Origin of the sequence: Bradyrhizobium sp. ORS 111, assembly GCF_045571485.1 — a bacterium.
Taxonomy (GTDB): domain Bacteria; phylum Pseudomonadota; class Alphaproteobacteria; order Rhizobiales; family Xanthobacteraceae; genus Bradyrhizobium.
Window position 1 is genome coordinate 3,231,969 of sequence record NZ_CP120701.1, and the last position, 25,663, is coordinate 3,257,631.

The 25,663-nt window shown below is 63.5% G+C and carries 25 protein-coding genes; 16 read left to right on the plus strand and 9 right to left on the minus strand.

What is annotated here, in order from left to right:
* Positions 1-57: 57 nt before the first annotated feature.
* Together P6U30_RS14810 and P6U30_RS14815 are read left to right on the plus strand one after the other, a co-directional pair.
* Positions 58-378 (plus strand): hypothetical protein, encoded by a 321-nt coding sequence (locus P6U30_RS14810; RefSeq protein WP_407169709.1) that lies wholly within the window; start codon positions 58-60, stop codon positions 376-378.
* 253 nt (positions 379-631) lie between these two features.
* Positions 632-1,189, plus strand: a complete 558-nt coding sequence (locus P6U30_RS14815; protein WP_407170455.1) for a hypothetical protein — start codon at positions 632-634, stop codon at positions 1,187-1,189.
* A gap of 1,203 nt (positions 1,190-2,392) precedes the next feature.
* Here the strand turns inward: P6U30_RS14815 and P6U30_RS14820 are convergent.
* Positions 2,393-2,875: a hypothetical protein gene (locus P6U30_RS14820; RefSeq protein ID WP_407169710.1), complete on the minus strand. Its 483-nt coding sequence runs from the start codon at positions 2,873-2,875 to the stop codon at positions 2,393-2,395.
* A 242-nt stretch (positions 2,876-3,117) separates the two neighbouring features.
* On the opposite strand from P6U30_RS14820, the gene P6U30_RS14825 reads away from it, so the two are divergent.
* From P6U30_RS14825 to P6U30_RS14845, 5 genes are all read left to right on the plus strand, one after another.
* A complete protein-coding gene (locus tag P6U30_RS14825) occupies positions 3,118-3,528 on the plus strand; it encodes a hypothetical protein (protein ID WP_407169711.1) in 411 nt (136 codons plus the stop codon).
* Between the two features lie 116 nt (positions 3,529-3,644).
* Positions 3,645-4,430 (plus strand): sterol desaturase family protein, encoded by a 786-nt coding sequence (locus P6U30_RS14830; RefSeq protein ID WP_407169712.1) that lies wholly within the window; start codon positions 3,645-3,647, stop codon positions 4,428-4,430.
* Between the two features lie 17 nt (positions 4,431-4,447).
* On the plus strand, positions 4,448-4,825 hold the full coding sequence (locus tag P6U30_RS14835; protein WP_407169713.1) for a hypothetical protein: 378 nt from the start codon (positions 4,448-4,450) through the stop codon (positions 4,823-4,825).
* 13 nt (positions 4,826-4,838) lie between these two features.
* Positions 4,839-5,036 carry a hypothetical protein gene (locus tag P6U30_RS14840; protein WP_407169714.1) on the plus strand — a complete coding sequence of 66 codons (198 nt, stop codon included), beginning with the start codon at positions 4,839-4,841 and terminating at the stop codon, positions 5,034-5,036.
* A 25-nt stretch (positions 5,037-5,061) separates the two neighbouring features.
* Complete coding sequence (locus tag P6U30_RS14845) at positions 5,062-5,370, plus strand: DUF6166 domain-containing protein (protein WP_407169715.1); 309 nt, start codon at positions 5,062-5,064, stop codon at positions 5,368-5,370.
* Positions 5,371-5,397: 27 nt separating this feature from the next.
* Here the strand turns inward: P6U30_RS14845 and P6U30_RS14850 are convergent, their stop codons facing one another.
* The 3 genes from P6U30_RS14850 to P6U30_RS14860 all read right to left on the minus strand — a co-directional run bounded on the left by P6U30_RS14850 (position 5,398) and on the right by P6U30_RS14860 (position 7,979).
* Positions 5,398-6,156 (minus strand): GntR family transcriptional regulator, encoded by a 759-nt coding sequence (locus tag P6U30_RS14850; protein ID WP_407169716.1) that lies wholly within the window; start codon positions 6,154-6,156, stop codon positions 5,398-5,400.
* Between the two features lie 258 nt (positions 6,157-6,414).
* Entirely contained in the window at positions 6,415-7,029 is a 615-nt protein-coding gene (locus tag P6U30_RS14855; protein ID WP_407151789.1) for a transglutaminase-like cysteine peptidase, read from the minus strand.
* Positions 7,030-7,361: 332 nt separating this feature from the next.
* Complete coding sequence (locus P6U30_RS14860; protein ID WP_407169717.1) at positions 7,362-7,979, minus strand: PilZ domain-containing protein; 618 nt, start codon at positions 7,977-7,979, stop codon at positions 7,362-7,364.
* 187 nt (positions 7,980-8,166) lie between these two features.
* Here P6U30_RS14860 and P6U30_RS14865 point away from each other — a divergent pair, with 187 nt between their 5' ends.
* The 5 genes from P6U30_RS14865 to P6U30_RS14885 all read left to right on the plus strand — a co-directional run bounded on the left by P6U30_RS14865 (position 8,167) and on the right by P6U30_RS14885 (position 14,391).
* A complete protein-coding gene (locus tag P6U30_RS14865; protein WP_407169718.1) occupies positions 8,167-9,318 on the plus strand; it encodes a zinc-binding dehydrogenase in 1,152 nt (383 codons plus the stop codon).
* A gap of 112 nt (positions 9,319-9,430) precedes the next feature.
* Complete coding sequence (locus P6U30_RS14870; RefSeq protein ID WP_407169719.1) at positions 9,431-11,353, plus strand: cyclic nucleotide-binding and patatin-like phospholipase domain-containing protein; 1,923 nt, start codon at positions 9,431-9,433, stop codon at positions 11,351-11,353.
* A gap of 116 nt (positions 11,354-11,469) precedes the next feature.
* The gene (locus P6U30_RS14875) at positions 11,470-11,928 is read left to right on the plus strand and encodes a serine hydrolase domain-containing protein (protein WP_407169720.1); all 459 of its coding nucleotides are present in this window, start codon (positions 11,470-11,472) and stop codon (positions 11,926-11,928) included.
* Positions 11,910-13,229, plus strand: coding sequence for a serine hydrolase (locus tag P6U30_RS14880; RefSeq protein WP_407169721.1), 1,320 nt, complete (start codon positions 11,910-11,912; stop codon positions 13,227-13,229). The genes P6U30_RS14875 and P6U30_RS14880 overlap by 19 nt, the downstream gene beginning before the upstream one ends.
* A 22-nt stretch (positions 13,230-13,251) precedes the next feature.
* Positions 13,252-14,391 (plus strand): amidohydrolase/deacetylase family metallohydrolase, encoded by a 1,140-nt coding sequence (locus P6U30_RS14885; RefSeq protein WP_407169722.1) that lies wholly within the window; start codon positions 13,252-13,254, stop codon positions 14,389-14,391.
* A 29-nt stretch (positions 14,392-14,420) separates the two neighbouring features.
* Here the strand turns inward: P6U30_RS14885 and P6U30_RS14890 are convergent, their stop codons facing one another.
* From P6U30_RS14890 to P6U30_RS14900, 3 genes are all read right to left on the minus strand, one after another.
* Complete coding sequence (locus P6U30_RS14890) at positions 14,421-15,461, minus strand: PAS domain S-box protein (protein ID WP_407169723.1); 1,041 nt, start codon at positions 15,459-15,461, stop codon at positions 14,421-14,423.
* Between the two features lie 912 nt (positions 15,462-16,373).
* Entirely contained in the window at positions 16,374-16,574 is a 201-nt protein-coding gene (locus tag P6U30_RS14895; protein ID WP_280975967.1) for a DUF2905 domain-containing protein, read from the minus strand.
* Between the two features lie 335 nt (positions 16,575-16,909).
* A complete protein-coding gene (locus P6U30_RS14900) occupies positions 16,910-17,509 on the minus strand; it encodes a glyoxalase superfamily protein (protein ID WP_407169724.1) in 600 nt (199 codons plus the stop codon).
* 237 nt (positions 17,510-17,746) lie between these two features.
* On the opposite strand from P6U30_RS14900, the gene P6U30_RS14905 reads away from it, so the two are divergent.
* Positions 17,747-18,670, plus strand: coding sequence for a hypothetical protein (locus P6U30_RS14905; RefSeq protein ID WP_407169725.1), 924 nt, complete (start codon positions 17,747-17,749; stop codon positions 18,668-18,670).
* A 97-nt stretch (positions 18,671-18,767) separates the two neighbouring features.
* On the opposite strand, the gene P6U30_RS14910 is transcribed toward P6U30_RS14905, so the two are convergent.
* Positions 18,768-19,334 (minus strand): hypothetical protein, encoded by a 567-nt coding sequence (locus tag P6U30_RS14910; protein ID WP_407169726.1) that lies wholly within the window; start codon positions 19,332-19,334, stop codon positions 18,768-18,770.
* Positions 19,335-20,005: 671 nt separating this feature from the next.
* The gene (locus tag P6U30_RS14915; RefSeq protein WP_407169727.1) at positions 20,006-21,616 is read right to left on the minus strand and encodes an ABC transporter substrate-binding protein; all 1,611 of its coding nucleotides are present in this window, start codon (positions 21,614-21,616) and stop codon (positions 20,006-20,008) included.
* A gap of 378 nt (positions 21,617-21,994) precedes the next feature.
* On the opposite strand from P6U30_RS14915, the gene P6U30_RS14920 reads away from it, so the two are divergent.
* The 3 genes from P6U30_RS14920 to P6U30_RS14930 are packed head-to-tail and all read left to right on the plus strand — an operon-like array spanning position 21,995 to position 25,597.
* On the plus strand, positions 21,995-22,855 hold the full coding sequence (locus tag P6U30_RS14920; RefSeq protein WP_407170456.1) for an FAD binding domain-containing protein: 861 nt from the start codon (positions 21,995-21,997) through the stop codon (positions 22,853-22,855).
* 4 nt (positions 22,856-22,859) lie between these two features.
* A complete protein-coding gene (locus P6U30_RS14925; protein ID WP_407169728.1) occupies positions 22,860-23,342 on the plus strand; it encodes a (2Fe-2S)-binding protein in 483 nt (160 codons plus the stop codon).
* Complete coding sequence (locus P6U30_RS14930; RefSeq protein WP_407169729.1) at positions 23,339-25,597, plus strand: xanthine dehydrogenase family protein molybdopterin-binding subunit; 2,259 nt, start codon at positions 23,339-23,341, stop codon at positions 25,595-25,597. The genes P6U30_RS14925 and P6U30_RS14930 overlap by 4 nt, the downstream gene beginning before the upstream one ends.
* Positions 25,598-25,663: the final 66 nt, after the last annotated feature.

Consider the following 25,663-nt stretch of genomic DNA (forward strand, 5'->3'; position numbering starts at 1 on the left):
AATGCTTGGCGGAACCGCCATCTTGCGGAATCGTTGACATCCGCAAGGAGAATTTCCATGCGCAAATTATCGGCCACCGCCGCCCTGGCGACAATCGCAATTCTGCTGGCGTCCCCGGCGGCCCTGTCCCAAGGCACGGGACAAGGCGCGGGACAAGGCGCAGGACCAGGCGCAGCCAGCCCATCGTCTCCGCAACTCACCTCGCCACCGCCGCCCGGCACCAACAGCGCCGGCACTGCCCAATCCTCCGGAGGCAGCCCCAACACGCGCGAAGGCGTCACGACCGGTTCGGCAAGCAGTCAGGGCGTCGACCAGGCCATCGAAAAGGAGAACCGATCGATCGACCAACGGCTGAAGGGCATCTGCCGCGGCTGCTAGAGCGTTTTCGAGCGAAGTCGATACCGGCTCGCGTGAAGAAAACGCGTCACAACAAGAATCTAGAGCTTCGGTTCTGATTCAATCAGAACCGCTCTAGGGACTACGATTTTGAGGCTATCGGCTCGATGAACGCCGGTCGCGCAGAAGTGAGCGCGACAGCGCGCGCGGGCGTGCAGCCGCGACCTTACTTTGGGATTAAGACGATAGGGCGCAGGAGTGCTTCGACGTTTTCTTTGAGAAGGAGTGACGGGTGATGTTGCGTAACATGATGGTCGCCTTGATGGCGACGGCCTCGGTCAGTTTGCTCACGGTTGACACCGCGTCGGCACGGGGTGGTTTTGGTGGCGGTGGCTTCCACGGTGGTGGTGGATTCCACGGTGGTGGCGGCGGCTTCCACGGCGGTGGGTTTGGTGGTTTCCGTGGCGGCGGCGTGGGCTTCCGCACTGGGGGATTTGGCGGCGGCTTCCGAACCGCAGCGATCGCGGGTCCCGGCTTCCACGGCGGATGGGCGGGGCGCGGCTGGGCAGGACGCGGTTGGGCCGGTGGCGGCTGGCGCGGTGGTGGCTGGCGCGGCGGCTACTGGCGTCATCGCGGTTGGGGCTGGGGTTTCCCGCTCGCAGCGGCAGCGGTCGGCTTTGGATTGGGCTACGGTGCCTATGACTACTATGACGGCGACTACGGCTATCCGTACTACGCCGGCTACGGTTACAACGACGACTACTACTATGGCGGCAGCAGTTGCTACATTGTCCGTCGCGGCGTGATGACGCCATTTGGATGGCGAATCCGGCGCGTGCAGGTTTGCGATTGAGCTGATGCGGCAGCGCATGGCACGGCTGAATCGCTGTGCCGGCTGTTTTGGAATTTTTGTCGCGGCCTCGGTATCGCTATGCCGAGGCCGTCTCGTTTAAGGCGCCGCCGGTATGCGGCTTGCATCGACTTCCGACTGTCAGCGTGAACGCGCTGCGAAACAAGCAGCGGTGCTGCGATCACAGCCAAGCCTCAGAGGATATCGGAGATGCTAACAATTCCTGATCTGACATTGTTGTTCATGGGCATCGTTTTCAGTCTCGCAGTCGCCTTGATCTGGATGCTCTGCGAGTTAGAGCCCAAGCTTGCGCGGTTGCGGCACGATCGCATCTCACGCGATCGCATCGAGTAGAGTCGTAAGCAGCTTCGCCGCGAGACGTACGCCGCTGTCGTTGGCCGCGAGGGCTTGGTTGAATGCATCGACGCTGGAAACTGGAATGCCGGTATCGGCTTTCCCATGGAGGTCGAGGCCGTGCCTTCATCATGGGCGGGAGAGCATCGAGCTGGTCGGCCGGAGCAGGTTCGGGTGGGACCATAAGGCGCTGTGGTTGCGAGGCGTCGGGCCTTTCCGAGGCTATGAACATAGTTCCGCCTCGTGGCCTGCGCAAAACCATTGAGCCGGGAGCGTGGGGTGAGCAAAATGAAGAAAGCAGATGTAACGTGTCCACATTGTGGGGCCGGTTTCCGCCGGCTCGAATTGTCATCCGGATCCGGCAGCAGGGGCGAGTATCACTGCCCGGCCTGCGACACCGTGTTGGAGCGATTTGAGGGTGACAGGCTGGTTGCCTATCGTCTGACCGTCCAGCCTTCAATTCGAGGGCTCAAGGGTTAGCGGGAGCGCCCGTCGCCCAGAGCATGCACTTGCAGCGCCCGGCGCGGGGCCGCGTGATTCCGTGGCTCCAAAAGAACAAGGCCGTCGACGCAGTATACCGTCAACGACCTTGCCAGCCCCGGATATTGAAATCGGCTCACGCCATCCGGTGACCACAAGATGGCCCGAATTCGAGGCGGGACGTGTGAACCAGTTCACAAAGTCGCGATTAATTCACGCTACCGGGCGCTCGAGATTGGGGCTCGGGTGGATCAGAAACGGCGCAAATCCAAGTTTTGACGGGTTTTTGACATTTTTGGTGAGCCGACCCGCGATCGACCGCGGCGGAAACCGTTGGGCCCGATGGCTCGGGCTGGCTGCCGATCCGAAGGATCAGCTCCGCGATCTGCCACGCTTGCGGTGGGCGGTCCGTGACCGCTTGCGCGGCGACTGATCGGCTGCGGACGGTTCAGTGGCCTGGGAGCTTGCGAAGGATTGGCGCAGGTTCTCGACCGCCTCGGTCAGCGCCGTGACCTGGTCGGAGAGCTTCTTGGTGTCGGCCTGTTGGGCGGCGATCTGCCGGCGCATGGTCTGCACCTGGTCCTGCAGCTCCTGCAACTGGTCAATCGACTCCTGCTGGGTTGCCTCGATCCCCCGGGTCTTTTCCGCCAGCCCATCGGAGACCTGCGCGGTGCGGGCCTGCAACTCGCGGAAGGCAGCCGCGCGATCCGGTTCGGACGTGTTGCCGAAGGCGCGCCACAATCCGATCGAGCCGATCCCGAACAGCACGAGCACGAGCGCCACCGCAGCGATCGCGATCGGCTGGACGCCGATGCCGCTGCGCGGCTGCGAATCCTCGGGGGCTAGATCGATCATGCGGCCAGGACCGGGCATTGATTGAATGGCCCCGCATACCACAACCGGAGCGGGGCTAAAACCGTGGATTCGGATGGGGATGCGGCGGCGGTCGCAGGGCTGCGACGAAGGCTGCAACTTGGTCAAATTGGTTCCGTCTTTTGCAGTGCGCAAAGGCGGCACGGAGCGAGGTGCCTCCGCGGCTTCATTCATGCTACCAGCCATGGTGTGAGCTCGTCCGATCGACTGGTGCGGGGCAGGCGATGGTGTTCGCGATCAAGGCCGAGATACGCAATCCACAGGCCAAGACGTTTGCGTTCCCGGCACAAAAGACCATGTACGGCGGCAGGCGTATTGCCGCCGGCGACATCGTTTTCGTGTTTGCGAGCGAGAACGAGGGCGGACAGGGCCTGATCGCACGGGCGGTCGTGACCTCGGCCGAACCGGTCCCGCGGAAGCCCGGCATCCTCAGGCAAACACCCCGGGTGAGCATCGCCGTCAGGCGCGAGGCGCTGGCGAAGCGTCGCCTCGGGCGGGCCGAGCTCAAGCGATATGGCGACTGGAGTGACGGCCGTCCCGAGACCGAGCTCAACTTCAAGTTCTACCGGCAGGCCACCAACAAGATCATCGGGATCTCGGACGAGGCGGCCGCCTATCTCGGCGGCTTCTTCTGACGTCGTCTCCCGAGGCTGCCCGCACCGCGAGACCCCCACCCGGGACCAACCCGGCTTGCCTTCGGCATCTGATGTGCTACTGATATGTCAGAAGCAAAAACCATGGGAGGACCGCGATGGAGTTGGCCGCGACCGGAATGACGGAACGCCAGCGCAAATATCGTGCGACCTACCGCGAGCGCGTGGCCGGCTGGTACAATGGCTGGCTGCATGTGGTGCTGATCTACACGATCGGCTTCACGGCGCTGTACGTCTATCTCGCCAACCTGCACGACGTGCGCTGGTGGGAATACATCACCATTCCCGTGGTGTTCCTGATCGCAAATTTCTTCGAGTGGGCGGTGCATCGTTTCGTCATGCACCGGCCGTCAAATGTGCCGGTGCTGCGCGCGATCTACAATCGCCACACGCTGATGCACCATCAGTTCTTCACCGAGCAGGAGATGCGCTTCGCCGATCACTACGACTGGCGCGTGACGTTCTTTCCGCCCTATGCGCTCGTGGTGTTCACGCTGATGTCGATCCCGCCGGCCATCGTGGCCGGGCTCGTGATCTCGGCCAATACGGGCTGGCTGCTGATCACCACGACGACCTCTATGTACCTGATCTACGAGTTCATGCACTTCTGCTGCCACGTGGAAGAAAGCGCCTTCGTGCGCAACACGCCGTTCGTCAACACCATCCGCAGACATCACACCGCGCATCACAACCAGTCGATCATGATGGAGCGGAACATGAACCTGACATTCCCCGTGATGGATTACCTGTTCGGCACCTCCGACCTCAATCGCGGTCTGCTCGGTCACATCTTCAACGGCTACAGCACGCGATATGTGAAGACCGACATGCGGCGCACGGCACGGACCCCGCGCGTCGGCGGCATCGCTGCTCCTGCCGAATAGCGGGTCGGAGGAAGCCCATGACGCAGCTTGAACCAAATCTCGGCGCGCTCGTCTGGTTCGGCCTGTTGTGGAGCGTTTGCTGCATCAGCTTCCTGCAGCTCGTCGGAATGTATCCGTTGCAGCGGCGCTCCGGCGCGGCGGTCATTGCCGCGACGCTGCTGTGGATTGCATTGTCCGCCGGGACGATCACGTTCGCCGCCGTCGAATTGCGCTGGAGCACCATCGTCGTGGTGGGCGGCGTGCTGTTCCTGTTCCTGCCCGAGCTGTTCCAGGCGCTGCCCCGGCGTTGGCGTGACGGACCAGCCGGGCTTGCGATGTCCGGCTGCGTGATGATCGTAGCGCTCGCGTTGCTCGCGCAGGTCGCTTCGCCGTCGTTTCATACATGGCTCGTCTGAAGGGAGGTCCCGAATGCCAAGCCGCATCAAGCTCATGTTGTCGGTGGCGTGCCTCGTGACCGCGGCCTGCGGGTATTGGTTCATGGTCTATCTCGGCCGGCAGGGCCCGAGCTACGCGGTCGCGTTCCTCGGCGTGTTCGCCACCGTCGCGATGTGGATCTTCCCCGAGGTCGTGAGGAAAGACGTCAAGACACGGCTGCCGGGATCCTGACACGCCGCAGCGGAAGGAGGGGCCGATGGCCAACTATACGGGCGACCGCACCATTGACGGCATCTCCGTCCTGGTCGATGGGCGGCCGCTGTCGCCACACTACGATCAGCTTCGGTTGACCGACCACGGCTTCGAATGGAGCTATGAGGGGCCCGAGCCGGCCCAGTTGGCGTTCGCGCTGCTCTACGAGCACCTGAGGGACGCTGCCGCAGCGAAGGCGCTGCATGAGAGCTTCATGCGCGGTGTGGTCGCCAATTTCGACAATGAATGGGAGTTGAGCTCGGCCGATCTCGACGAAGCGGTCGCGGCGCTCAGGGCGGGACGGGCGGCGTAACGGTTCTCCGCGCTGCCGCGTGCAGCCTCACAGCGTCGATCGCGCAAAGCTTTCGATGTAGTCGATCAGCTTGTCCGAAGCCTCGCCCGCCGCATCGACACGGTGCTCGACGATCGCTTCGGCGACTTCGGCATGCAGGCGGGCGGCAAGCGGCAGATCGGCCGCTTCCTTGTAATGCTGATACCAGAAGCGACGCGACAGCCCATGCATCAGCCCCATCGCCCGGCTGGCGAATTCGTTGCGTGATGCGGCCGCTACCAAGGTGTTGAATTTCTGGTCGAGGCGCATGAACAGCAGGTCATCGGACTTGCTCGCCGCCTGCCGCATGCCGGAGGCGATCTCCGAGAACTGCGCCCGCTGCTCGGGGGTCGCCCGTTCGGCGGCCCCGCGTGCCATCAGCCGTTCCAGCTCGCGCCGCACTTCGAGCAGGCGGAGCTGAGCGCGCAGATCGATCTCCGACACAAGGACGCCGCGGCGGGCGAGAATGTTCACCAGGCCATCGCGCGACAGCCGCTGCAGGGCTTCGCGGATCGGCGTGCGACCGATGCCGAGGCGGTTGGCGAGTACGAGTTCGGACAGCGCGGTGCCCGGCGGCAGTTGCAGCGTCACAATCAGCTCTTCCAACTCGGAATAAGCCCGGTCGGTGAGCGTCACGTCGTTCTGGAGAAAAGGTGCCTGCTTCGAGAAGCGCGACTTTTCGATGGTCGCGGCGGACTTACGCCTTGGTCGGCTGGTTCCTGCAAGGGCAGCGCGCGCGGTACCGGATCGTTTGCTCGAATCTGCCATAGACAATGATGCTGCTGATACGCAGCAGATATGTCACAGCTCCGATGGCGCTGACAAGGCCGGCGACCAGCGCAGGGCGCTTGACCTCCGGACTTCGATGATGCCGGCCGTCAGCGCGGGATGCTTTCGAGTGCCTCGGTGTGCGCCCAAAAAATGGTGCGGCCAGGCTTTGGGGGGAGCCTGGCCGCGCGCGAACCGGTCTGGGACGGGGAGGGGTGGGGATGTGACCGGTTCGCGTGTTCGAGTGATCCCTTGGTTTTACTTCGAGCTTGCGGTTGCGACGGCCGGGCGATTGTCGCCGAGCGAGACCCACACATTGGGATCGCTCTGCGACTGCCGCTTCACGAAGCGGTAGCCGGTCTCGGTCCAGGCGACGATGCTCTCGTTCTGGTTATCGAGCACGAACTCGCCCTTGTTGGTCTTCACCGTCAGCACTGCGTGGCCTTCGCCCTTCTTGTCGCGGACGACCGTGATCAACAGCGCCTCGCGCGGCCAGCCGGCATCCATCAGCATCTTGCGCTTCAGGAGCACGTAGTCCTCGCAGTCGCCGTAGCCGTCGGTCGGCAGCGACCATTTCTCGACGACGCCCCAGTGATCCATGTCGGTCATCGGCTTGATCGTCTCGTTGACCCACTTGTTGACCCGCACCAGGTCGCGCCATGCGGTCTGCGACAACACGATGTCGCGTGGCTGCGTCGCGCCGCCGCGACATTCGCCCGGATTGTCGGTGCAGAATTCGACCCAGCCGATCGGCGATCGCGCAACGTCGCCCAGGCTGGCGTAGAGCACGTCGCCGGCCTTGGCCGAGACGCAAGTCGCAAACAGAATGGCGGCAACCGCCACTGCTTTCCCCTGTCCCCTGAACCCAAACATCGTGGCCCCCGTTCTTTTTGTTGGGACCATGTTTCGCACAAAGGATTTGCGCCGCCGCTAAGTATGCAAAGTAGATTTGACGCGAATACTCGTAAAAGCCTCGGCGTATTCGATCTGTACTTGAATCGAACTCGCCTAAAATTTGAAACAACTGCAATTGATTCAAATTTTATGCATTAACGCGCGAAGCGCTGGTACGGCGCAATTTGTTGTCCGGGATGCTCCCGGCGTTAACCGCAAAGCGCGCAGCCCAAATGCGTTGAAGGCGGCCTCCGGTGCTCCGGAGACCGCCTTCAACGGCCGAAATTCAAGGAGTAGGACGGCTTGCCGCTTTACCGGGCGGTAACGCTCTCCTCGAGCGCTTCCGCGACCTGCTCGTGAACGAACTCGAGGGCGAAACCTTCCTCGAGGTTTCGCACCACGCGGGCCTGCACCTTGCCGAGCATCACCAGCGACTTCAGCGGCGGGCGGTTCTCGGCGGCGATCGCGGCGCCAGAGAGTGAAAGGTCGATGATCCGGCAGGTCATCCGCGAGCCGTCCTCCTGCGTCAGCAGGGCGATCGGATTGCGCGGCACGATACGGTCGTGGCGCCGATCCTCCGGCAGATTGAGGATGTCGCGGTTGGCGAGCCAGGTGAGCTGTGCCGCGAGCTTGTCGCGCTTGCGTGCGGTGGCGCCGATCGTCATCGCAAAGCCATTGTCGATGATGCGGGTGATGCGGCCCTCGACCCGGCCGATATGGTCGAGATAGGCGATCACACGGTCGCCGACATTGCCGATGCCCGGCGCCAGCAGAGCCAGGCCCCCGGGGGACATATTGATGATCTGGCAGGGAAACTCGCGCCGGTCGGGCAGCATGTAGCGGCCGAGCAGGTGCACCTTCACGCGCTGGAAGCGCCGTCGCTCCTCGGCCACGGGGACGACGGAAGGTTTCTTCTGTGCAAACGACATCACCGCAACCCGACCACAGGCTTCGCCGCACGACCCTAAGGCTGATAGGGTTAACGAGCCGTTATCGCCGGGTGCATCAAGGGTAGGCCGGAGGGTTGCGGTTGAGTGATGCTGGGTTGCAGGCCGCCCGATTTCACCACCCGAAATCCGAGCCGCGACCACCGACGACGACAGGGAGGACAGGCCGATGCAGGAGATCCGCGTATGCACCCATGAGGGGCCCGGGGCACAGCCCGTGATCCGCACCGTGCCGTGGCCTGAGGTCGGCAAGAAGGCCGCCCTGATCAAGGTCGGCGCCTGCGGCGTCTGCGGCACGGACCTGCACATCCTGAAAGGGCACTGGCCCAAGCCGCTGCCATGGCCGTTCACGCTCGGCCACGAGCTCGGCGGCGTGATCGTCGAGTGCGGGCCTGAATTCACCGAGGACTTCATGAGCAAGCCGCTTCAGGTCGGCTCCAAGGTGATGATCCCGCCCTTGATGCCGTGCGGCCGCTGCTACTACTGCATCCATTATCCGGAGAACGCCAACAAGTGCCTGACGCCGGTCTATTACGGCCGCTACCTCGGCTTCGACAAACCTCCGCACATGTGGGGCGGTTGGGCCGAATACGTCTATGTCGACCTCGACATGCTGCCGGGCACCAAGATCTACAAATTGCCCGACGACATGTCGCTGCGGTTGGGAGCGTTGTCGGAGCCGCTGACCTCGTGCATCCGCGCCTTCAATCGCGCGACGCGCGCGGGTGGCTTCCACTGGGGCGACACCGTCGTGATCCAGGGCTCGGGCCCGATCGGCATCCTCGCGGTGGCCGCCGCGCAGGAGATGGGTGCCGGACGCGTGATCTGCGTCGGCGCGCCGGAAACCCCGCGTCTGGCGCTGGCGCGCAAATTCGGCGCGGCGGCGACCGTCGATATCGAAGCGCTGACGACGCCGGATGAGCGCATCAAGGCGGTGCGCGACATCGTCGGCGGTTTCGGTGCCGACCTGGTGATGGATTGCTCCGGCCATCCGAGCGCGGGGCCCGAGGGCATCGAGATGCTGCGCGACGGCGGCACCTATGTCGAGATGGGCCAGTTCACCGACGCCGGCTCGATCAATACGTCATGGCATCGGATCTGCACCAAGGACCTCAACGTGCTCGGCTCGTGGGGCTTCACCGGCAACGACCTGCCGCTCGGCGTCGACATGCTCTACCGCACCCGCGGCAAATATCCCTGGCTCGAGATGCAGACGATCTATCCATTCACGGAGCAGGGAGTTGCCAGCGCGGTTGCCGATGCGATGGCGATGAAGACGGTGAAGTCGACCATCGTGCCATGGCCGGAACTGGTCGGCTGATCCCGGCGAGCAGCGGTGCTGCAAATCCTGTTGCACCGCTCCAAAAATAGTGATGCCGCGGCGGCCTCCTTATTTGCTCGCCGCGGCGGCGGCTCGGCGCTAACATAGCGATATGCAATCCAACCGGGTGCCGCCCGCGCAAGGGACGAGCGCAACATTCGCGCTGGGAAACGCGTCGGAGGACTTCGCGCTGTTCAGAACGCTCAGCGCGGAGCAGCGGTTGATCGCCTTCGGTGCAATGACCCGGCAGGACCTCGTGCGCGGCCAGTTGCTGGTCGAGCAGGGCGGCGCCTCGGACGCGTTGTTCCTGGTGCTGCACGGCGCACTCGCCGTATACAGGACCGATCATCCCGAACCGATTGCGGAGCTTCGCGCTGGCGAGCTGGTCGGTGAGATCGGCTTCTTTGCCAATATTCCGCGCACCGCCAACGTGATCGCGATCCGCGACACCAGCGTGCTGGTGTTGACGCGCGCGGCCTATGCGACGCTGGCGCAGCAAACGCCTGGTATCGTCGAGGCGTTGCTTGCAGCCCTTGCACAGCGATTTGCCGTCCAGACCGCGCGCCTGTTGCCCGCGCGGGCCTCACCCAAGGCGCGGACCGTCGCGGTGATATCAGGCGGACGCACGGCGGCGCCGGCCGAATTTGAACATCGGTTGCGCCGGCGGCTTGCCGCCGTTGATGCGGAGATTGTCGACCTCGCGCGCCTGCAGGCCCTGTTTCCCGGCCGCGCGCTCGATACGTCCGAAGTCGCCGACTGGCTCAACAGGATCGAGTATGACGCACCGCTCGTGGTCTATTTGGGCGGCGAGGATGCATCGGAATGGGCGCGCAAAGCCATTCGCCAGGCCGATCTCGTGGTGTTCGTTTGCCGCGGCGATGCGCCCGGGCCTGATCTCACCGAGATCGAGCGCTTCGCCTGCGGGGTGCATCCTGTGTCGGCGCGACGGCTGGTTCGCGTCCACGATCGCCGGCGCCACGAAGTCAGCGGCACCGCGGCCTGGCTGGCGCGGCTGCCGTGCTTCATGCACCATCATGTCGCGCTCGAGGACGATGTCGATATCGATAGTCTGGTTCGCTTCTTGTGCGGTCGCGCGGTCGGGTTTGTCGCCGGCGGCGGTGGCAGCCTGGGTACCGCGCATGTGGGGATCTACAAGGCCTTCCGCGAACGCGGCGTGATGTTCGACATCTTTGTCGGCACCAGCGTCGGTTCGGCAATGGCGGCCGGCTTTGCCAAGAATTTCGACGCCGAGCATCTCGAGCGCGGCACGCATGAGATCTTCGTCGCGAGCCGCAGCTTCCGCCGCCCGACCTGGCCGCGCTACGCCCTGCTGGATCACAAGGCGTTCGATGCGGCCCTTGCCGAACAGTACGGCCACAACTGCCGGATCGAGGACTGCTGGCGGCCCTTCGCGGCGGTCGCGACCAATCTTTCGACGCACAGTCTCGAACTGATCCGCACCGGCCTGCTCTGGCAGGCGGTGCGCGCATCGAGCGCCATTCCCGGCCTGCTGCCGCCGTTCTATACGCGCGACGGTGTGATGCTGGTCGACGGATGCCTCGTCGACAACGTTCCGCTCGCGCAAATGCATCAGTTGAAGAGCGGTCCCAATCTCGTGGTCCATTTCGGGGAGCCGGCAACCGAGATGTTCGACGTCGACTATGCCGCGCTGCCGGGTCGCCTCGAACTGCTTGCGGCGATGCTGATGCCGTTCCGGAGGAAGTCGCTTCCCGCCGCGCCCAGCGCCGTCAACGTGTTGTGGCGAAGCCTCGTCGCGCATCAACGTTACGATACGCTGCCGACCACGCCGCTCGACATGGTGATGCGCCCGCCAACTCCTGATGGCATCGACGTGACCGATTTCGATCGCCACCAGGAAATCTTCGAATCGTCTTACCACTGGGCCCGCGAGACGATCGCCGCCCAGGAGGTGGCGCAGCATCCGGCCATTGCAGCCATCGTCGCGTCCGCCAAGGGCGCAGATCAAGCGGCGCCGGTTACCGTGGCTGCTTCGCAAGAGGCGCTGCTCGGTTGAGGCGCTTGCAGGCGGTGGAGAACTCGATCATCGTGCCGCGGCCGGACCTGGTGAGATAGCCCCGCCAGGCCGAACCGGCGAGCACTGACGATGCGCAGGACCCAATGAGCCTGGCCATGACCGAGCCCTCCGAGCAGCCGGCCTTATCGATCGAGGCCGTGATCCCCGATCTCGACCGGCTCGCCGCTGATCTCATGGACGACTGGAAAGTGCCAGGGGTGGCGCTGGCCGTGGTGCAGCACGGCGAGGTGACGCTGACGCGGGCCTACGGCCAGCGTGATGTCGAGGCGGATCTGCCGATGACACCGGCGACCCATGTCGTGATCTGTTCGATCACCAAGACCTTCACCGCGAGCGCAATCGCGCTGCTGCATAGCGAGGGACGGCTCGACTGGACCAGGCCGGTCCGCGACTATCTGCCGGAATTCCGCCTCAGCGATCCGGTCGCGACCGATCGGGTCACGATTGAGGATTTGCTCAGCCACCGGTACGGCTTGCCGCGTCACGACTGGGTGCATCTTCCGGGGATCGATCGCCGGCCGAGTTGGTGGCGCCGATGCGCTATCTGGAGCTGAGCCGCGATATGCGTACCCATTGGCAGTACAGCAACCTCGGCTACAACGCCCTGGGACTGCTGATCGCGCGCGTCAGTGGCCACAGCTACGAGAGCTTCATCCGCAAGCGCTTCGCCGACCCGCTCGGCATGACCGTCAGCTTTTCGCTGGACGAACTTGAGGCGACGGAGGGAGCGGCGCGCTGCTACATGATCGACGGCGACACCCGGCTGCCGGGCCTGCGCCTGCCGATCCGCACCATGGCCGCCGGCGCGATCAATACGTCGGCTGCTGATCTTGCGAAATGGATGCGGTTGCATCTCGGCAAGGGCGAGATCGACGGCAAGCGCCTGTTGCCGGCCGCGGTGACGACCGAGATTCTGGTGCCCCGCGTTCATGTCGGTGCGTCCGAGCACGCAGAATTCGGCCATGGGCACTATTGCCTTGGCTTTCAGACCAACACCTATCGCGGCGACCGGCTGGTCTGGCATGGCGGCGGCTGGAACGGCTGGGGCCATCTGATGACACTGATGCCGGATCACGGCATCGGCGTTGTCGTCCTGACCAACCGCAGCGCCAGCCAGGTGCCGCCGGCGCTGACCTGGTCCATCATCGACCGGTTGCGCGGACGCGAGGCCGTCGACTGGCGTGCGCGGTTCCGCAAGCAGCGTGACGACTTCATCGCCCATATGCAGGCCGACAAGGATGCGCGCGAGGCGTCGCGCCACAAGGGCACGCACCCAGCGCACACGCTTGCGGCCTATGCCGGCGACTATGAACATCCCGCCTATGGCGTGATGTCGATCGAGGAGCGGGATGGCGCATTGCAATGGTCGTGGCGTGGCATGGCCGCGCCGCTCGCGCACCGGCACTATGAGACCTTCGAATTGCCCGAGATCGTTGGCCGTCTGCTGCCGGACCGGCTCAGCATCACGTTCCTGACTGATCGCGACGGCAATATCGTCAGCCTGTCGGCACCGCTCGAGCAATTGGTGAAGGACATCGTGTTCGCGCGGCTGGCCGGCGGCGAATGCACGGATGCGGCGTTCCGGGCGCGCTGCGTCGGCCGGTTCAAGGGCGCGGTGACGCACCACATCACGCGCGATCCGGAGGGCCAACTGGTCTGGAAGGGCGATTATCAGCCGGCCTATCGGCTTGCGCCGTTGCAGGGCAGGCGATTTCGTGTCGTCGAACTGGAGGGCTTCGCCGTCGAATTCCGCGGCGATGCGTCGACGGTGACGGAAATGGTTCTGCACCAGCCGTATGGCACCTTCATTGCCGCGCGCGTGGACGATGACGCAGCAACGGCGCAGCAACAGTGACATCCCACGTTCGGAGACGAGAATGCCTTTCGATTTGATCCTGCGCGGCGGCCGGGTGATCGACCCCTCGCAGAAGCTCGACGCCGTGGCGGACGTGGCGTTCGCCGGCGGCAAGGTCGCCGCCGTCGGCGACGGCTTGAAGCCTGACGCGTCGACCGAGGTGCGCGACGTGTCCCGATACATCGTCACGCCCGGGATCATCGACCTGCACACCCATGTCTATTGGGGGGGCACCTCGCTCGGCATCGATGCCGAGGAGTTCTGCCGTACCTCGGGCGTGACCACGGCCGTCGATACCGGCAGCGCCGGCCCCGGCAATTTCGCCGGCTTCCGTAAGCATGTGATCGAGCCGAGCCAGGTCCGCATCCTTGCTTATCTGCACGTCTCGCATGCCGGCATCTTCGGCTTCTCTGACAGGGTGATGGTCGGCGAGAGCGAGGAGTTGCGGCTGATGAATCCGGTCGATGCCGCGCGCGTCGCCGACGAGAACCGCGATCTGATCGTCGGCATCAAGGTGCGCGTCGGGCTGTTCGCCTCCGGCACCTCGGGCGTCGTGCCGCTCGACATCGCGCTCGAGGTCGCCGAGCAGGTCGGCATGCCCTTGATGGCGCATATCGATCATCCGCCGCCGAGCTATGAGGAGGTGCTGGCGCGCCTGCGTCCCGGCGACGTGCTGACCCACGCATTCCGTCCGTTCCCCAACACGCCCGCGACCGCGCAGGGCACGGTGAAGAAGGTGGTGCTTCAGGCGCGCGAGCGCGGTGTGCTGTTCGACATCGGTCACGGCAAGGGCTCGTTTGCCTTCAAGACCGCGCGTGCGATGCTCGCCAACGGCTTCTATCCCGACACCATTTCGTCGGACATCCATCAGCTCTGCATCCACGGCCCGGCCTTCGACCAGGTGACGACGATGTCGAAATTTCTTTGCATGGGGATGTCGCTGCCGGATGTGATCGCGGCCTCGACTGTCAATGCTGCGATGGCGCTGCGCCGCCCGGAGCTCGGCAGCCTCAAGCCCGGCAGCGTCGGCGACGCCACGCTGATCTCGGTCAGGGAAGGGCAGTTCGACTATGTCGACGTGGTCGGCGAGCACCTGACGGGGAATCGCAAGATCGTCTCCGAAGGCGTCGTCATCGGCGGCCGCTGGTGGCATCCGAGATAGGGCGCAGCGAAGCCCGGTTCGTTGGGGTTTCAGGTCGGAAGCGCAATTACGCAGACGAGACCTTCTGCGCGCCAGTCAAAGCGCACCTGGCCGCCAAGTGGGCTGATCGTTCCTTCGATGAGGCGGCTACCAAATCCCTTGCGTTCGGGCGCATTTACCTTCGGACCGCCCAATTCCGTCCAGCGGAGCATCAGCTTTCCATCTTCGCTGCGCGACCACGCCAACTCGATCCGGCCTTTCGCGTTGGATAGCGCTCCATACTTGGAAGCATTGGTTGCCAATTCATGCAAGACGACAGCAATCGCCTGCGCAGCGGTGGGGTCTAACACTGTTTGCGGACCCTCCATCCTGATCCGCTTGTCGTGGCTCGCTTGGAGATAAGGGGCGAGCTCCTGCTTGGCGATCGCCGAGACTTCGGCCCCTTTCCACCGTGATGCAACGAACAGCGAGTGAACATTTGCCATCGCTTGGATGCGCCCGGTGATCACTTCCTTGAGCCTGTCGCAGGTGTCAGATTGAGAAAGGTTGACGATAGCCTGTACGTTCGAAAGGATGTTCTTGCTTCGGTGCTCCGCCTCGCGAGCCAGAATGCTAATCTGCTCCTGAGCTCGTTTCTGCTCGGTGATATCTCTCGCGATCTTTGATGCGCCAACGATGTTGCCGTGGACGTCTTTGACAGGAGAAACGGTCAGCGAAATAGTGATTAAGCTACCATCCTTACGTTGCCGAACAGTCTCAAAATGGTCGATTCGCTCACCTCGTCGGATGCGGGCTAAAATCTCAGGCTCTTCGCTTTGCCGGTCTTCCGGGATCACGAGTGTAATGGGCTGACCGATCGCCTCGTTGGCCGAGTAGCCGAAGATGCGCTCAGCCGCCCTATTCCAGCTCGTAATGATGCCATCTAGATCCTTGCTAACGATCGCGTCGTCGCTGCACTCAACTATGGAGGCAAGTAGATTGGCCAAGCGCTCGGCGCGTTCCAGAGCCGGCTCCCTGACAATAGGCTTGCGTTGAAATTCCGATTCGCCTTTAGGCGCCAATGGCTTCCCCCCGAAATCTACATGCTGCACTGCGGTTGGTTCTCCAATCATAGCAGCAAGCGCAAAGGACGGAATGTTTTCGTTGGGTCAAAAACTGCCGATGGTGGCCGAATTGCTCAAAGTCCGCTTATCGCCGACCAGACGACGTGACCGATGCTCAAAGTGGATTCAGCTACGGGCCAACAGATGACATCAGCGAAACGAAAGAGGCCGCCGAGTGGAGCGGCCTTAGCGTTGCCGGAGCTGGCTCGACGCTCTTGTGAGCGCCGGGTCAATCTTCTAGTCCGGTACTAGTAGTCGCAACGGCGGACCCTGCGGACCGAACCATCGTCGCGCTCGATCGTGACGGTACGGCATCCGCGATATCCGCGGTCATATCCGTAGGCGCGATAGGCGGGTCGATCGTAGTCTCGGTAGTAACGCGGATGATTCGGACCCACTCTCACGCCGCCGAACGGAGTATCAACGGCAACTTGAGCTGACGCGGGTGTAATGGAGATCGGAGTGGCGATACCGAAACCAGCAACCGCCAGTACGCCAGCCAATAACAGAGTTCTCATAACATATTCCTCCCGAATTATGACGTTGCTTTCCAACATCCCAGGTAGAGCAAAGTTCCTGTTCGAAATTCATCCAAACGCGGGCGGCTCAGACTGAGTTCGCCAGCCTCCGCTACCCAGCATGGCCGAGGCACCGGATCACCTGGGGCTCGTAGTCTCGCTTTGGCGGGTGACCTGCTCGGCCCGTCGCAATAGCGTGTTGTCCTCCATGAACCCATAGTGCAGGACCGATTCATCGTGTTCCCGCGAGTACGGACAGCAGCCGCCGTCGCATATTCCTGAACCGACCAAATTCCGACCGGAATGTCCGTTGAGGGTCCGAAATCCGACGTTTCGACCCGGCGGCGAGTACATGGGCAGGCTCGGTCTCGTGCCGAGGAGTCTATCGATTGATCAACCAAAGGACCACGCTCAGGACGATGCTGATGATGAGCGACGTCATAAGCGGAAAGTAGAACGAAAAATTCGGCCGTTGGATCACGATATCACCAGGCAATCGCCCCAGACCAAGCCTGCCGATCAAAGGCCAGCAGATTCCAGTCACGACCAGGACAATTCCGAGGACAATAAGCGTGCGCGACATCTTGCGCTCTCCCTATACCTCGCATCCGCGCCTCGATGACAGCACGAAAAGCATGAGCATCTTAGGGTGCTATCAGCGCGACAAGAGCTACTGCAAACCACCAAACCAATGGATGCGCATTTAAGCGACCGCTTTCAAGGATGAGCGGAGCGACATCCGGGGCCGACACGCAGGCCGCAAGATCATCCCGCATATCGCTTCGCTCATGCGGGCGACTTGCTTAAGTGCTATCTTTAGGGCGGCGGTTCAACCGCTGGTGCTTATACAGTTGCACGGCGCCGCTCCCTTTGCGGTAAGCGATAAGGCCCAAGATATCCTGGCGGGTAATGCCCTGTTCAGCGAGGAACCAGCGCCGCTGGGCTTTCCGTTTCGAATAGTATGCTCTCAAGAATATTTACACCTGTGAGGGTGGAGTGGCCCAACTCCAACGCGCGATGCTGAGCGCGTTGAAAGACGCGCTGAAAAGCAGCAGTCGGCTTAGGGTCGCAACCGAAGTCGATCACCAGGATTCCAAGTTTGTTGTCCAGATGATCAACGAGTTTTCCCTCCAACGAGGCCAGATCAGCATTGTAGACGCTCATCGCAGCAGAAGCGTCCGCATCCTCTATTAGAGAAAGTAGAAGATGTTCTAGCGTCGCGTAGTCATGCTTCCGCTGGTCAGCAAAGCGAATAGCCCGTTCCCGTATTGCCGTAAGATCGGCAGAAACAGGCAGAACTGGGTTGCCCACTCCTGCCGCCGGCACTGCGGTCGAAGCTCTCTTTGGCGAGACAGACCTATCGGTCCGAATAATAGCAGCGAGGGTGTTCCAATCGGCTACGCCGAGCATCTCGGCGACCAATTCGAGACTTTGACTGGCGCTGATCTTGACGCTCTTGGCAGCAAGACCCGCGCGCAGCGTTTGCGCCATAGCTTTAGCATTGCGGAAATCGCGCATGTCTGCATCCTTTGCTTGAACGAGACAAAACTTGTTCGCCAGAGGCTTGCATTACTGGCCCGCTCGTTCGGGCAAAGGGCGACAAAGGCCGCGATACGTTCACCATCCCCGAAGGGCGCAAGCGGCAGGTCGTATCCACCTAAATATAAACTGGAGGAAATGCAGGTTCGTGTCAATGAGCTGCGGCGAAGCCAGAAGGTCCCCCGCTGTCCGTGAAGCCGTCGATGATGACCGATCTTGGCAACGACTGCTTCTCCAAAAGCCAGCTTTGTGAGTCCGCGGCAAGTCATTCGCAAATCTTTCGCGAGTAAGAGTGCGCGCTGGACGAGGCGACGGCGCAGCAAGCGTAGCCCGAATGAAGCGCAGCGTAATCCGGGGCCGGCAAGCGGCCGCAAGGTCAATCCCGCATATCGCTTCGCCCATGCGGGCTACTTGCTCAAAGTTAATCGGCGGCGCGCGTCGTTTCGAGCCGGCCGACTACGGCTCCTGCATCTGATTGAGCTCGGCGTTGAACACGGCCTTTGGCACCTGCACCCGCTCATCGGCAAAGAGAGCATTGAGTTCGTCGGCGTGAGCGTCAGGCGCGCGGCTGACCACAGCCAGTCGATCGAAGAAGGCGAGATCCAGCTCGCTGTCGCGCCGGCGCATTGCGCCCCAGATGTCCCACGGCAACATCTCGCGATTGTTCAGCGCGGCGATGTCGCGAACGAGATTGCCGGCGATGAACCAAAGTCCGTGCATGTCGAGAATGCCGAATGCGCTCGGGTCGTTGATTCCGTTGCGGCAGAGCAGCCAGGCATCACCGGCGACCACGAACTGATCGCGTGGGACGTTCGCCGTATCGAACCCGATCTTGAACAATTCGCGTTGATGATCGTCGATCTGCGCTTGAGCAGCATCCTCGCCGAGGTTCGCGCGCGCGGCTATGGCACTCGCGACGCCACGCATACCGGAGGTTACTATGGTGGTCCCCCGCATGCGGATGGTCTGTTCTCGATCGCGGTTCCCCTGCGCGATGGGCAGCGAGTCCTGGGCGCGATCAACATGCTCTGGCTAAAGACCGCCTTTTCTATCGAGGCATTTGCGGCCTTGCATCTCGGCGAGCTTCAGGACACGGCGGAGAAAATCGTTAATTCAGTCCGAGGTCGGAGAAGACGCTGACGTCGGCATGCGGCCCTTCGCTCGTTCGCTGCGGTTGCACAAAGGTGGTCGGTGTCGGCGCGAAGCGGACATCGCCGACGATTTATGAGTACGCGCCCTAGATCGTCCCGCCACCGGCGAAGATTTCGACGACCACGGCGCGATTGGCGGCCCTGTTCATCACGGTCGTGTTGTCCTTCAGATACTCGTAGTGCGGAGCGGGCTTGACGGAGAAGACGCGCGAGCGCGCGCTTGGGCCGAACAGGTGAAAGACGTTCCTGGCCCGGCCCGTGCGCAGGAAGACGTTGTTCCGTTCGCCGCCGGTGCTGTCGCTGAATCCGACGATCTGGAACTGCAACGACTTGTCGGTCTCGAATCGGATGAGCTGCGCTGCCAACAGCGGATCGCGCTTGGTGATGTTCTTGATATGCCGCCAGTCGACGCCGAAATCCCAGATGATGAGATATTGGCAGAGGCCGGCCGGCGGGACCAGACTGACGTCCACGCCGAGATGGCCGACCTCGGTGCGGGACGTCGCGACTTCGTTGGCGACGTAGGGAAAGACGGCGGCGCTGTGCACCTTGGCAAGCGGCGAGCATTGCAGTTGCGGCGCCGCCATATTCGGCATCTGTTCCACCGGGCCCGGCGGCGTGTATTGCGGCAGTGGCTGCGGCGCGCGTCCCATGGCATTTTCTCCCGTTGCTGGCGTGGCCTGCCTAACGCTGAGCACTGGAGGGAGCATCGGCTTCCACCACGGCTATGACTAGTAGTGACGTGAGCGGTCGGGAAAGTTCAAAGGCGAGGAGCGGGCGCCCTCAACAGTCATTCCGGGCGATGCGCAGCATCGAGCTCCTGTTCCGATGCTGACGGAGTGATTCTCTCGGTGTCATTCCGGGGCGCCCGAAGAGCGGCGGCTGCTTGCCCATCAGCTCGACTAAGATGAACAGTTCTCATACGGCCGAGCGGCTGCCATTCTCAAAATCCAACTTTGTCCGCTTCGGGTCCAGAAGCCGTCGATGACGACCGATCTTGGCAACGGCTGCTTCCCCAAAAGCCGACTTGGTGAGTTCAGCGCCAGTCGTCTCGCAAATCATTCGCGAGCAAGAGCGCGCGCTGAATGAGGCCAAGGCGACGACGGCGCAGACCGCGCTGATGCCATCGTCGGGCGAGGGGATGCGATTTCGGAATATTGGAAATATGCTCCGGAGTTGCCCGACATGTCAAGTCGCCCGGTCGAACGCCAGTGGCCCGCGGCTCCTTTGCATGGGGTTGTTTTCGATATTTTGCAGCGCCCACCTGCACGCGCCTCGGCCGGCCCAAAGTTGACCGGCGGCGCGCGGCTTCGGGCGGCCGCTTCTATTCCGTCTTGTCGACGTTCCAGAACACCGGCGGTGCCGGCCCTTCCAGCACGCCGGTCAGCGATGTGCGCCAGGCGCTCGGCGCGCGGAACTGACCGAGCGGGATATAGATCACCTGGTCATAGGCTTCCTTCTGGATGTCGGTCGCGAGCTTCTTTCGTTCCTCGGCGGAGGTCGCGCGCGCGAAGGCGTCGCGCATCTGCTCCAGCTTGGGATCATCAGGCCAGCCGAACCAGGCGCGCTTGCCGTTGGCGACGATCTGGTTGTTGACGATCGGGTTCATCGTTTCGGTGGCGCCGGTGAAGGTGAAGAACATGTTCCAGCCGCCTTCCTTCGGCGGCTTCTGGCTGGCGCGGCGGCTGACCACGGTCTGCCAATCCGTCACCTGGGCATCGACATTGAAGCCGGCCTCGCGCAGCAGCTGCGCCGCTACGGTCGGCGGCCCCTTCAGCGTCTGGACGTCGCCGGGCACCATGATCACAACAGGCGTGCCGTCATAGCCCGATGCCGCGAGCGCCTTCTTGGCTTCCGCCATGCCGGTGCCCTTGATCAGGGTCTCCGAGCCGACGTCGCTGGCAAGCGGCGTGCCGCAGGCGAAATAGGCGCCGCAGATCTCGTAAAATTTGGGATTGCCGACGGTGGCGTCGAGCACGTCCTTCTGGTTCATCGCCAGCAGCGCGGCGCGGCGGATTTTGACGTTGTCGAACGGCGGGTAGAGGAAATTCATCCGCCCCTCGATCTGGAAGCCGAACTTGTTCAGCACCGCGACCGCCAGATCGGGATTGGCTTCCAGCACCGGCAGCATATCAATCGACGGCTGCTCCAGGAAATCGATCTCGCCGGATTGCAGCGCGTTGATCGCGGTCTGCGCATCCGGCATCGTCACCCACTCGACGCGATCGACCTTGGCCACCTTAGCCCCGGAGGTCCAGTCCGGCTTCTCCTTGCGCGGGACGTAGTCGACATTCTTCTCGTAGACCGCTTTCACGCCCGGCTGGAATTCGGCGCTCACGAATTTGAACGGGCCGCAGCCGATCTGCTCGGCGATCTGCTTGCCCGGCGGCGTCTCCGCCAGCCGCTTCGGCATCATGAAGGCGACATAGGAGGAGGGCTTTGCGATCGTCTCCAGCACCAGGCCGTATGGCTCCTTGAGCTTGAGCACGATCGCCTTCGGTCCGGTGGCCTCGAGGGTTGCCGTGAACTCGGCCAGCTTCTGCGCCATGCCGTCAACCGCGCCCCAACGCTTGAGCGAGGCGACGCAGTCCTCCGCGGTGACCGGTGCGCCGTCATGCCATTTCAAGCCGTCGCGCAGCGTGAAGGTGTAGGTCAGCTTGTCGTCGGAGATGGTCCAGTCCGCCATCTGCGGCTGCACCTTGAAGCTGGCATCGATCCCGAGCAGGGTGTCGTAGACCATGTAGCCGTGGTCGCGGGTAATGTAGGCCGTGGTGAAACCGGGATCGATGATGCGCAAATCCGAATGCATCACCGCGGTGATGGTCTTGCCCTTGCCCGCCGCGGCGGCCCGTGACGTCCATATCGCTGGCGCGGCAAATGCCGGCGGCAGGCCGGCGGCAAGCTTGAGGAGGGTGCGGCGCGAAACGTAGGGCATTCGCTGTCTCCCGATGTGGCGCGAGCAGGATCGGTGGCGGTGATCGATCCCGTGTGCCGTACGGCCCGGCACATGCTGCGGCGATGGACATGTTTCCCTAATCCGGCATTTCAGGCAAGCAGCGGCCCGTGCGGCTGGTTGGCCGTCGCCGATCCTCACGATGTGAAAGATCGCTGACTGCGGCGCGGGCGCCGCGGCGGAGGCCGCACAAGTCCGCATCCTGCATAGGAGCCTGCCACTTTCCACCGCACCTCGGAGGCTGTTCCGACCCCGCCTCGCCGTGTAGGCTGTCGGTCCTGCCGGCCAAGCCAGCAAGGCCAACAACTATCCACAAGGGAACGGCAGGCGAGGGAGAACCGAACAACAGCCATGACCGATATCCGATACGTAGCACCGCGCACGCTTGATGAAGCGATTGGCGCATTCGCTGCCGCCGGAAGTGCCGCCCGCATTATGGCAGGCGGCACCGACTTATTGGTGCAAATGCGCTCCGGCCTGGTGCGGCCGGGACTGATCGTCGACATCAAGAAGATCGGCGAGATGACTGAGATTCAGGAGACCGCCGACGGCGGCTTCCGCGTCGGCGCCGCCGTCTCCGGCATGGCGCTCGCCGAGCACAAGCGCTTCGGCAAGGTTTGGCCCGGCGTGCTCGAGGCCGTGAACCTGATCGGCTCCAAGCAGGTGCAGGGCCGGGCCTCCGCCGGCGGCAATCTCTGCAACGGCTCGCCCGCAGGCGACAGCGTGCCGGCGATGATCGCGGCCGGCGCCATCGTGACCGTGCAAGGCCCGCATGGCCGCCGCGAGATCAAGGTCGAGGACGTGCCGGCCGGTCCGGGCCGCACCAACCTCAAGCCGGGCGAAATCCTCGTCAGCTTCGCCTTGCCGCCGTGCCCCGCGGGCTCCGGCGATGCGTACCTGCGCATGATTCCGCGCACCGAGATGGACATCGCGGTCGTCGGCCTCGGCGTCAATCTGACGCTGAAGGACGGCATTTGCACCGCGGCCCGGGTCGGGCTCGGCGCGGTGGCGCCGACCGCGCTGCTGGTCGAGCCGGCGGCGCAGGCGCTGATCGGCTCCAGGCTCGATGCAACAGCGCTGGAAGCTGCCGCCGCAGCGTGCCGCGCCGCCTGTCGTCCGATCGACGACAAACGCGGCACCATCGCCTATCGCACCAAGATCGCCGGCGTGTTGCTCAAGCGCGTCGCCGCGATCGCCGCCACGCGCGCCGGAGGGAATTAGCACCATGGCGAAACTGCACGTCACCACCACTGTCAACGGCGAGCCGATGGAATTCCTCTGCGAGCCCTACGACACCATGCTCGACGCGCTGCGCGGGCAGCTCGGCCTCACCGGCTCCAAGGAGGGCTGCTCGTCCGGCGATTGCGGCGCGTGCTCGATCACGCTCGACGATCGCCTGGTCTGCTCCTGCCTGATGCTCGCGGCCGAAGCCGAAGGGCACGAGATCAGGACCATCGAAGGTATCGCGAGCGGCGAGCGGCTGCATCCGCTGCAGCAGAAGTTCCTCGAGCACGCCGCGCTTCAATGCGGCATCTGCACCTCGGGCATGATCGTCGCCTCCGAGGCGTTGCTGCGGAAGAACCCGAATCCGACCGAAGAGGAAGTCCGTTTCTGGCTCGCCGGCAATCTCTGCCGGTGCACCGGCTACGACAAGATCGTCCGCGCGGTGATGGAGACCGCTGCCGAAATGCGGGAGGCTGCCCAATGAACGTCGTCGACAACAAGTGGATCGGCCAGCGCACCATCAGACCTGATGGCGTCGACAAGGTGACGGGCCGCGCGGCATTTGCCGCCGACACCACCATGCCCGGGATGATCTGGGGCAAGATCCTGCGCAGTCCGCATCCGCATGCGCGGATCAAGTCGATCAACACCGCGAAGGCCGAGGCGCTGCCCGGCGTCAAGGCGGTGGTGACCTCGCGCGACATCGTCGACTTCACGATCGAGAAGGGCGCGGTGATGCTCGGCATCCAGGATATGCGCTGGATGTGCCGCAACGTGATGGCGCGCGACAAGGCGCTGTTCCCCGGCCATCCGGTGGCGGCGGTGGCCGCGACCACGGAAGCGATCGCCGCGGAAGCCTGCAAGCTGATCGAGGTCGACTACGAGGTGCTGCCCTGGGCGATCGAGATCGACGACGCACTGAAGCCGGACGCGCCGATCCTGCATGAGTGGAACAAGGTCGACGGCAAGCCCTCGAACATCGTGGGCAAGCTCGAGGTGAAGAAGGGTGACGTCGCGCAGGGCTTCAAGGAAGCCGAGGTCGTGATCGAGCGCTCCTTCACCACACGCCCGGTGCACCAGGGCTATATTGAGCCGCATGCCTGCCTGATCTCGGTCGCTGCCGACGGCAAGACCACGATCTGGAGCTCGAGTCAGGGCCAGTTCATGGTGCGCGCGATGACGTCGATGCTGACGGGCATCCCGCAGAGCGACATCCGCGCCATTCCCGCCGAGATCGGCGGCGGCTTCGGCGGCAAGACCATCGTCTATCTCGAGCCGCTCGCGACCTTGCTGGCGAAGAAGTCCGGCCGCCCGGTGAAGATGGTGATGACGCGCGAGGAGGTGATGCGTGCGACCGGGCCGACATCAGGCTCGAAGAGCACGGTGAAGATCGGCGCCAAGAAGGACGGCACCATCGTCGCCGCCCACGGCACCTTCTATCTGCAGGCCGGCGCGTTTCCGGGATCGCCGATCCGCGGCGCGGTCGGTTGCAGCTTTGCGCCCTACGACATTCCGCATGTGCTGTCGGAAGGTTTTGACGTCTGCTCCAACCGCTCCAAGGTCGCGGCGTATCGCGCGCCCGGCGCGCCGATCGGCGCCTACGCGGTCGAGTGCGTGCTCGACGAGCTGGCCGAGGCACTGAAGATGGATCCGCTGGAGCTGCGCCTGAAGAACGCGGCCAAGCAGGGCACCAAGGCGGCGCACGGCCCGGTGTTTCCGCGCATCGGTTATATCGAGACGCTGGAGGTCGCAAAGAACCATCCGCACTATCAGGCGCCGCTCGGCAAGCTGCAGGGCCGCGGCGTCGCGTCCGGCTTCTGGTTCAACGCCGGCGGAGAATCCTCCGCGCAGGTCAACATCACCGAGGACGGCAACGTCGTCGTCACCACGGGCCACCCCGACATCGGCGGCTCGCGCGCCGGCATCGCCAACATCTGTGCCGAGCTGCTCGGCATCGACTACAAGCGCGTCTCCGTCATCATCGGCGATACGCAGACGGTCGGCTTCTCCAACCTGACCGGCGGCAGCCGCGTGCTGTTCGCCTCCTCGATGGTGGTGACGCAGGCGGCCGACAAGGTGATCGCGACCTTGCGCGAGCGCGCGGCGAAGATCTGGGAGATCGATCCTGAAGCGGTGAAGTGGGAGAACGGCGCCGCGCATCCGGTCAGCCCGAATGCCGGCGAGTTCAAGCCGCTGACATTGGCCGATCTCGCCGAGAAGGCCCCGTCGCAGGGCGGCCCGATCGGCGCCAGCGTGCAGCTCAACACGCAAGGCGCCGAAGGCGGCTTCGGCACGCACATCTGCGATGTCGAGGTCGATGTCGAGCTCGGCATCGTCAGGGTTGTCAGATACACAGCGGTGCAGGACGTCGGCCGCGCCATCCATCCAAGCTATGTCGAGGGCCAGCTCCAGGGCGGCGTCGCGCAGGGCATCGGCTGGGCGCTGAACGAGGAGTACATCTACAACAAGGACGGCAAGGTCGATAATCCCGGTTTCCTCGATTATCGCATGCCGGTCTGCTCCGATCTGCCGATGATCGATTGCGCGCTGGTCGAGGTGCCGAACCCGAAGCATCCGCAAGGCGTCAAGGGCGTCGGCGAAGTGCCGCTGGTGCCTGTGATGGCCGCGGTCGCCAACGCGGTCCACAACGCGCTCGGCAAGCGGTTCTACAGCCTGCCGATGTCGCCGCCGAAGGTCTCGGCGGAACTGGATGCGCCGACGCAGCAGGCGGCGGAGTAGAGCGGTCCAATGGCGTAGATGGGGTAACGGGCCGCGGTCCCGCTTCCCAGCCAGCCGCGCTAGCTA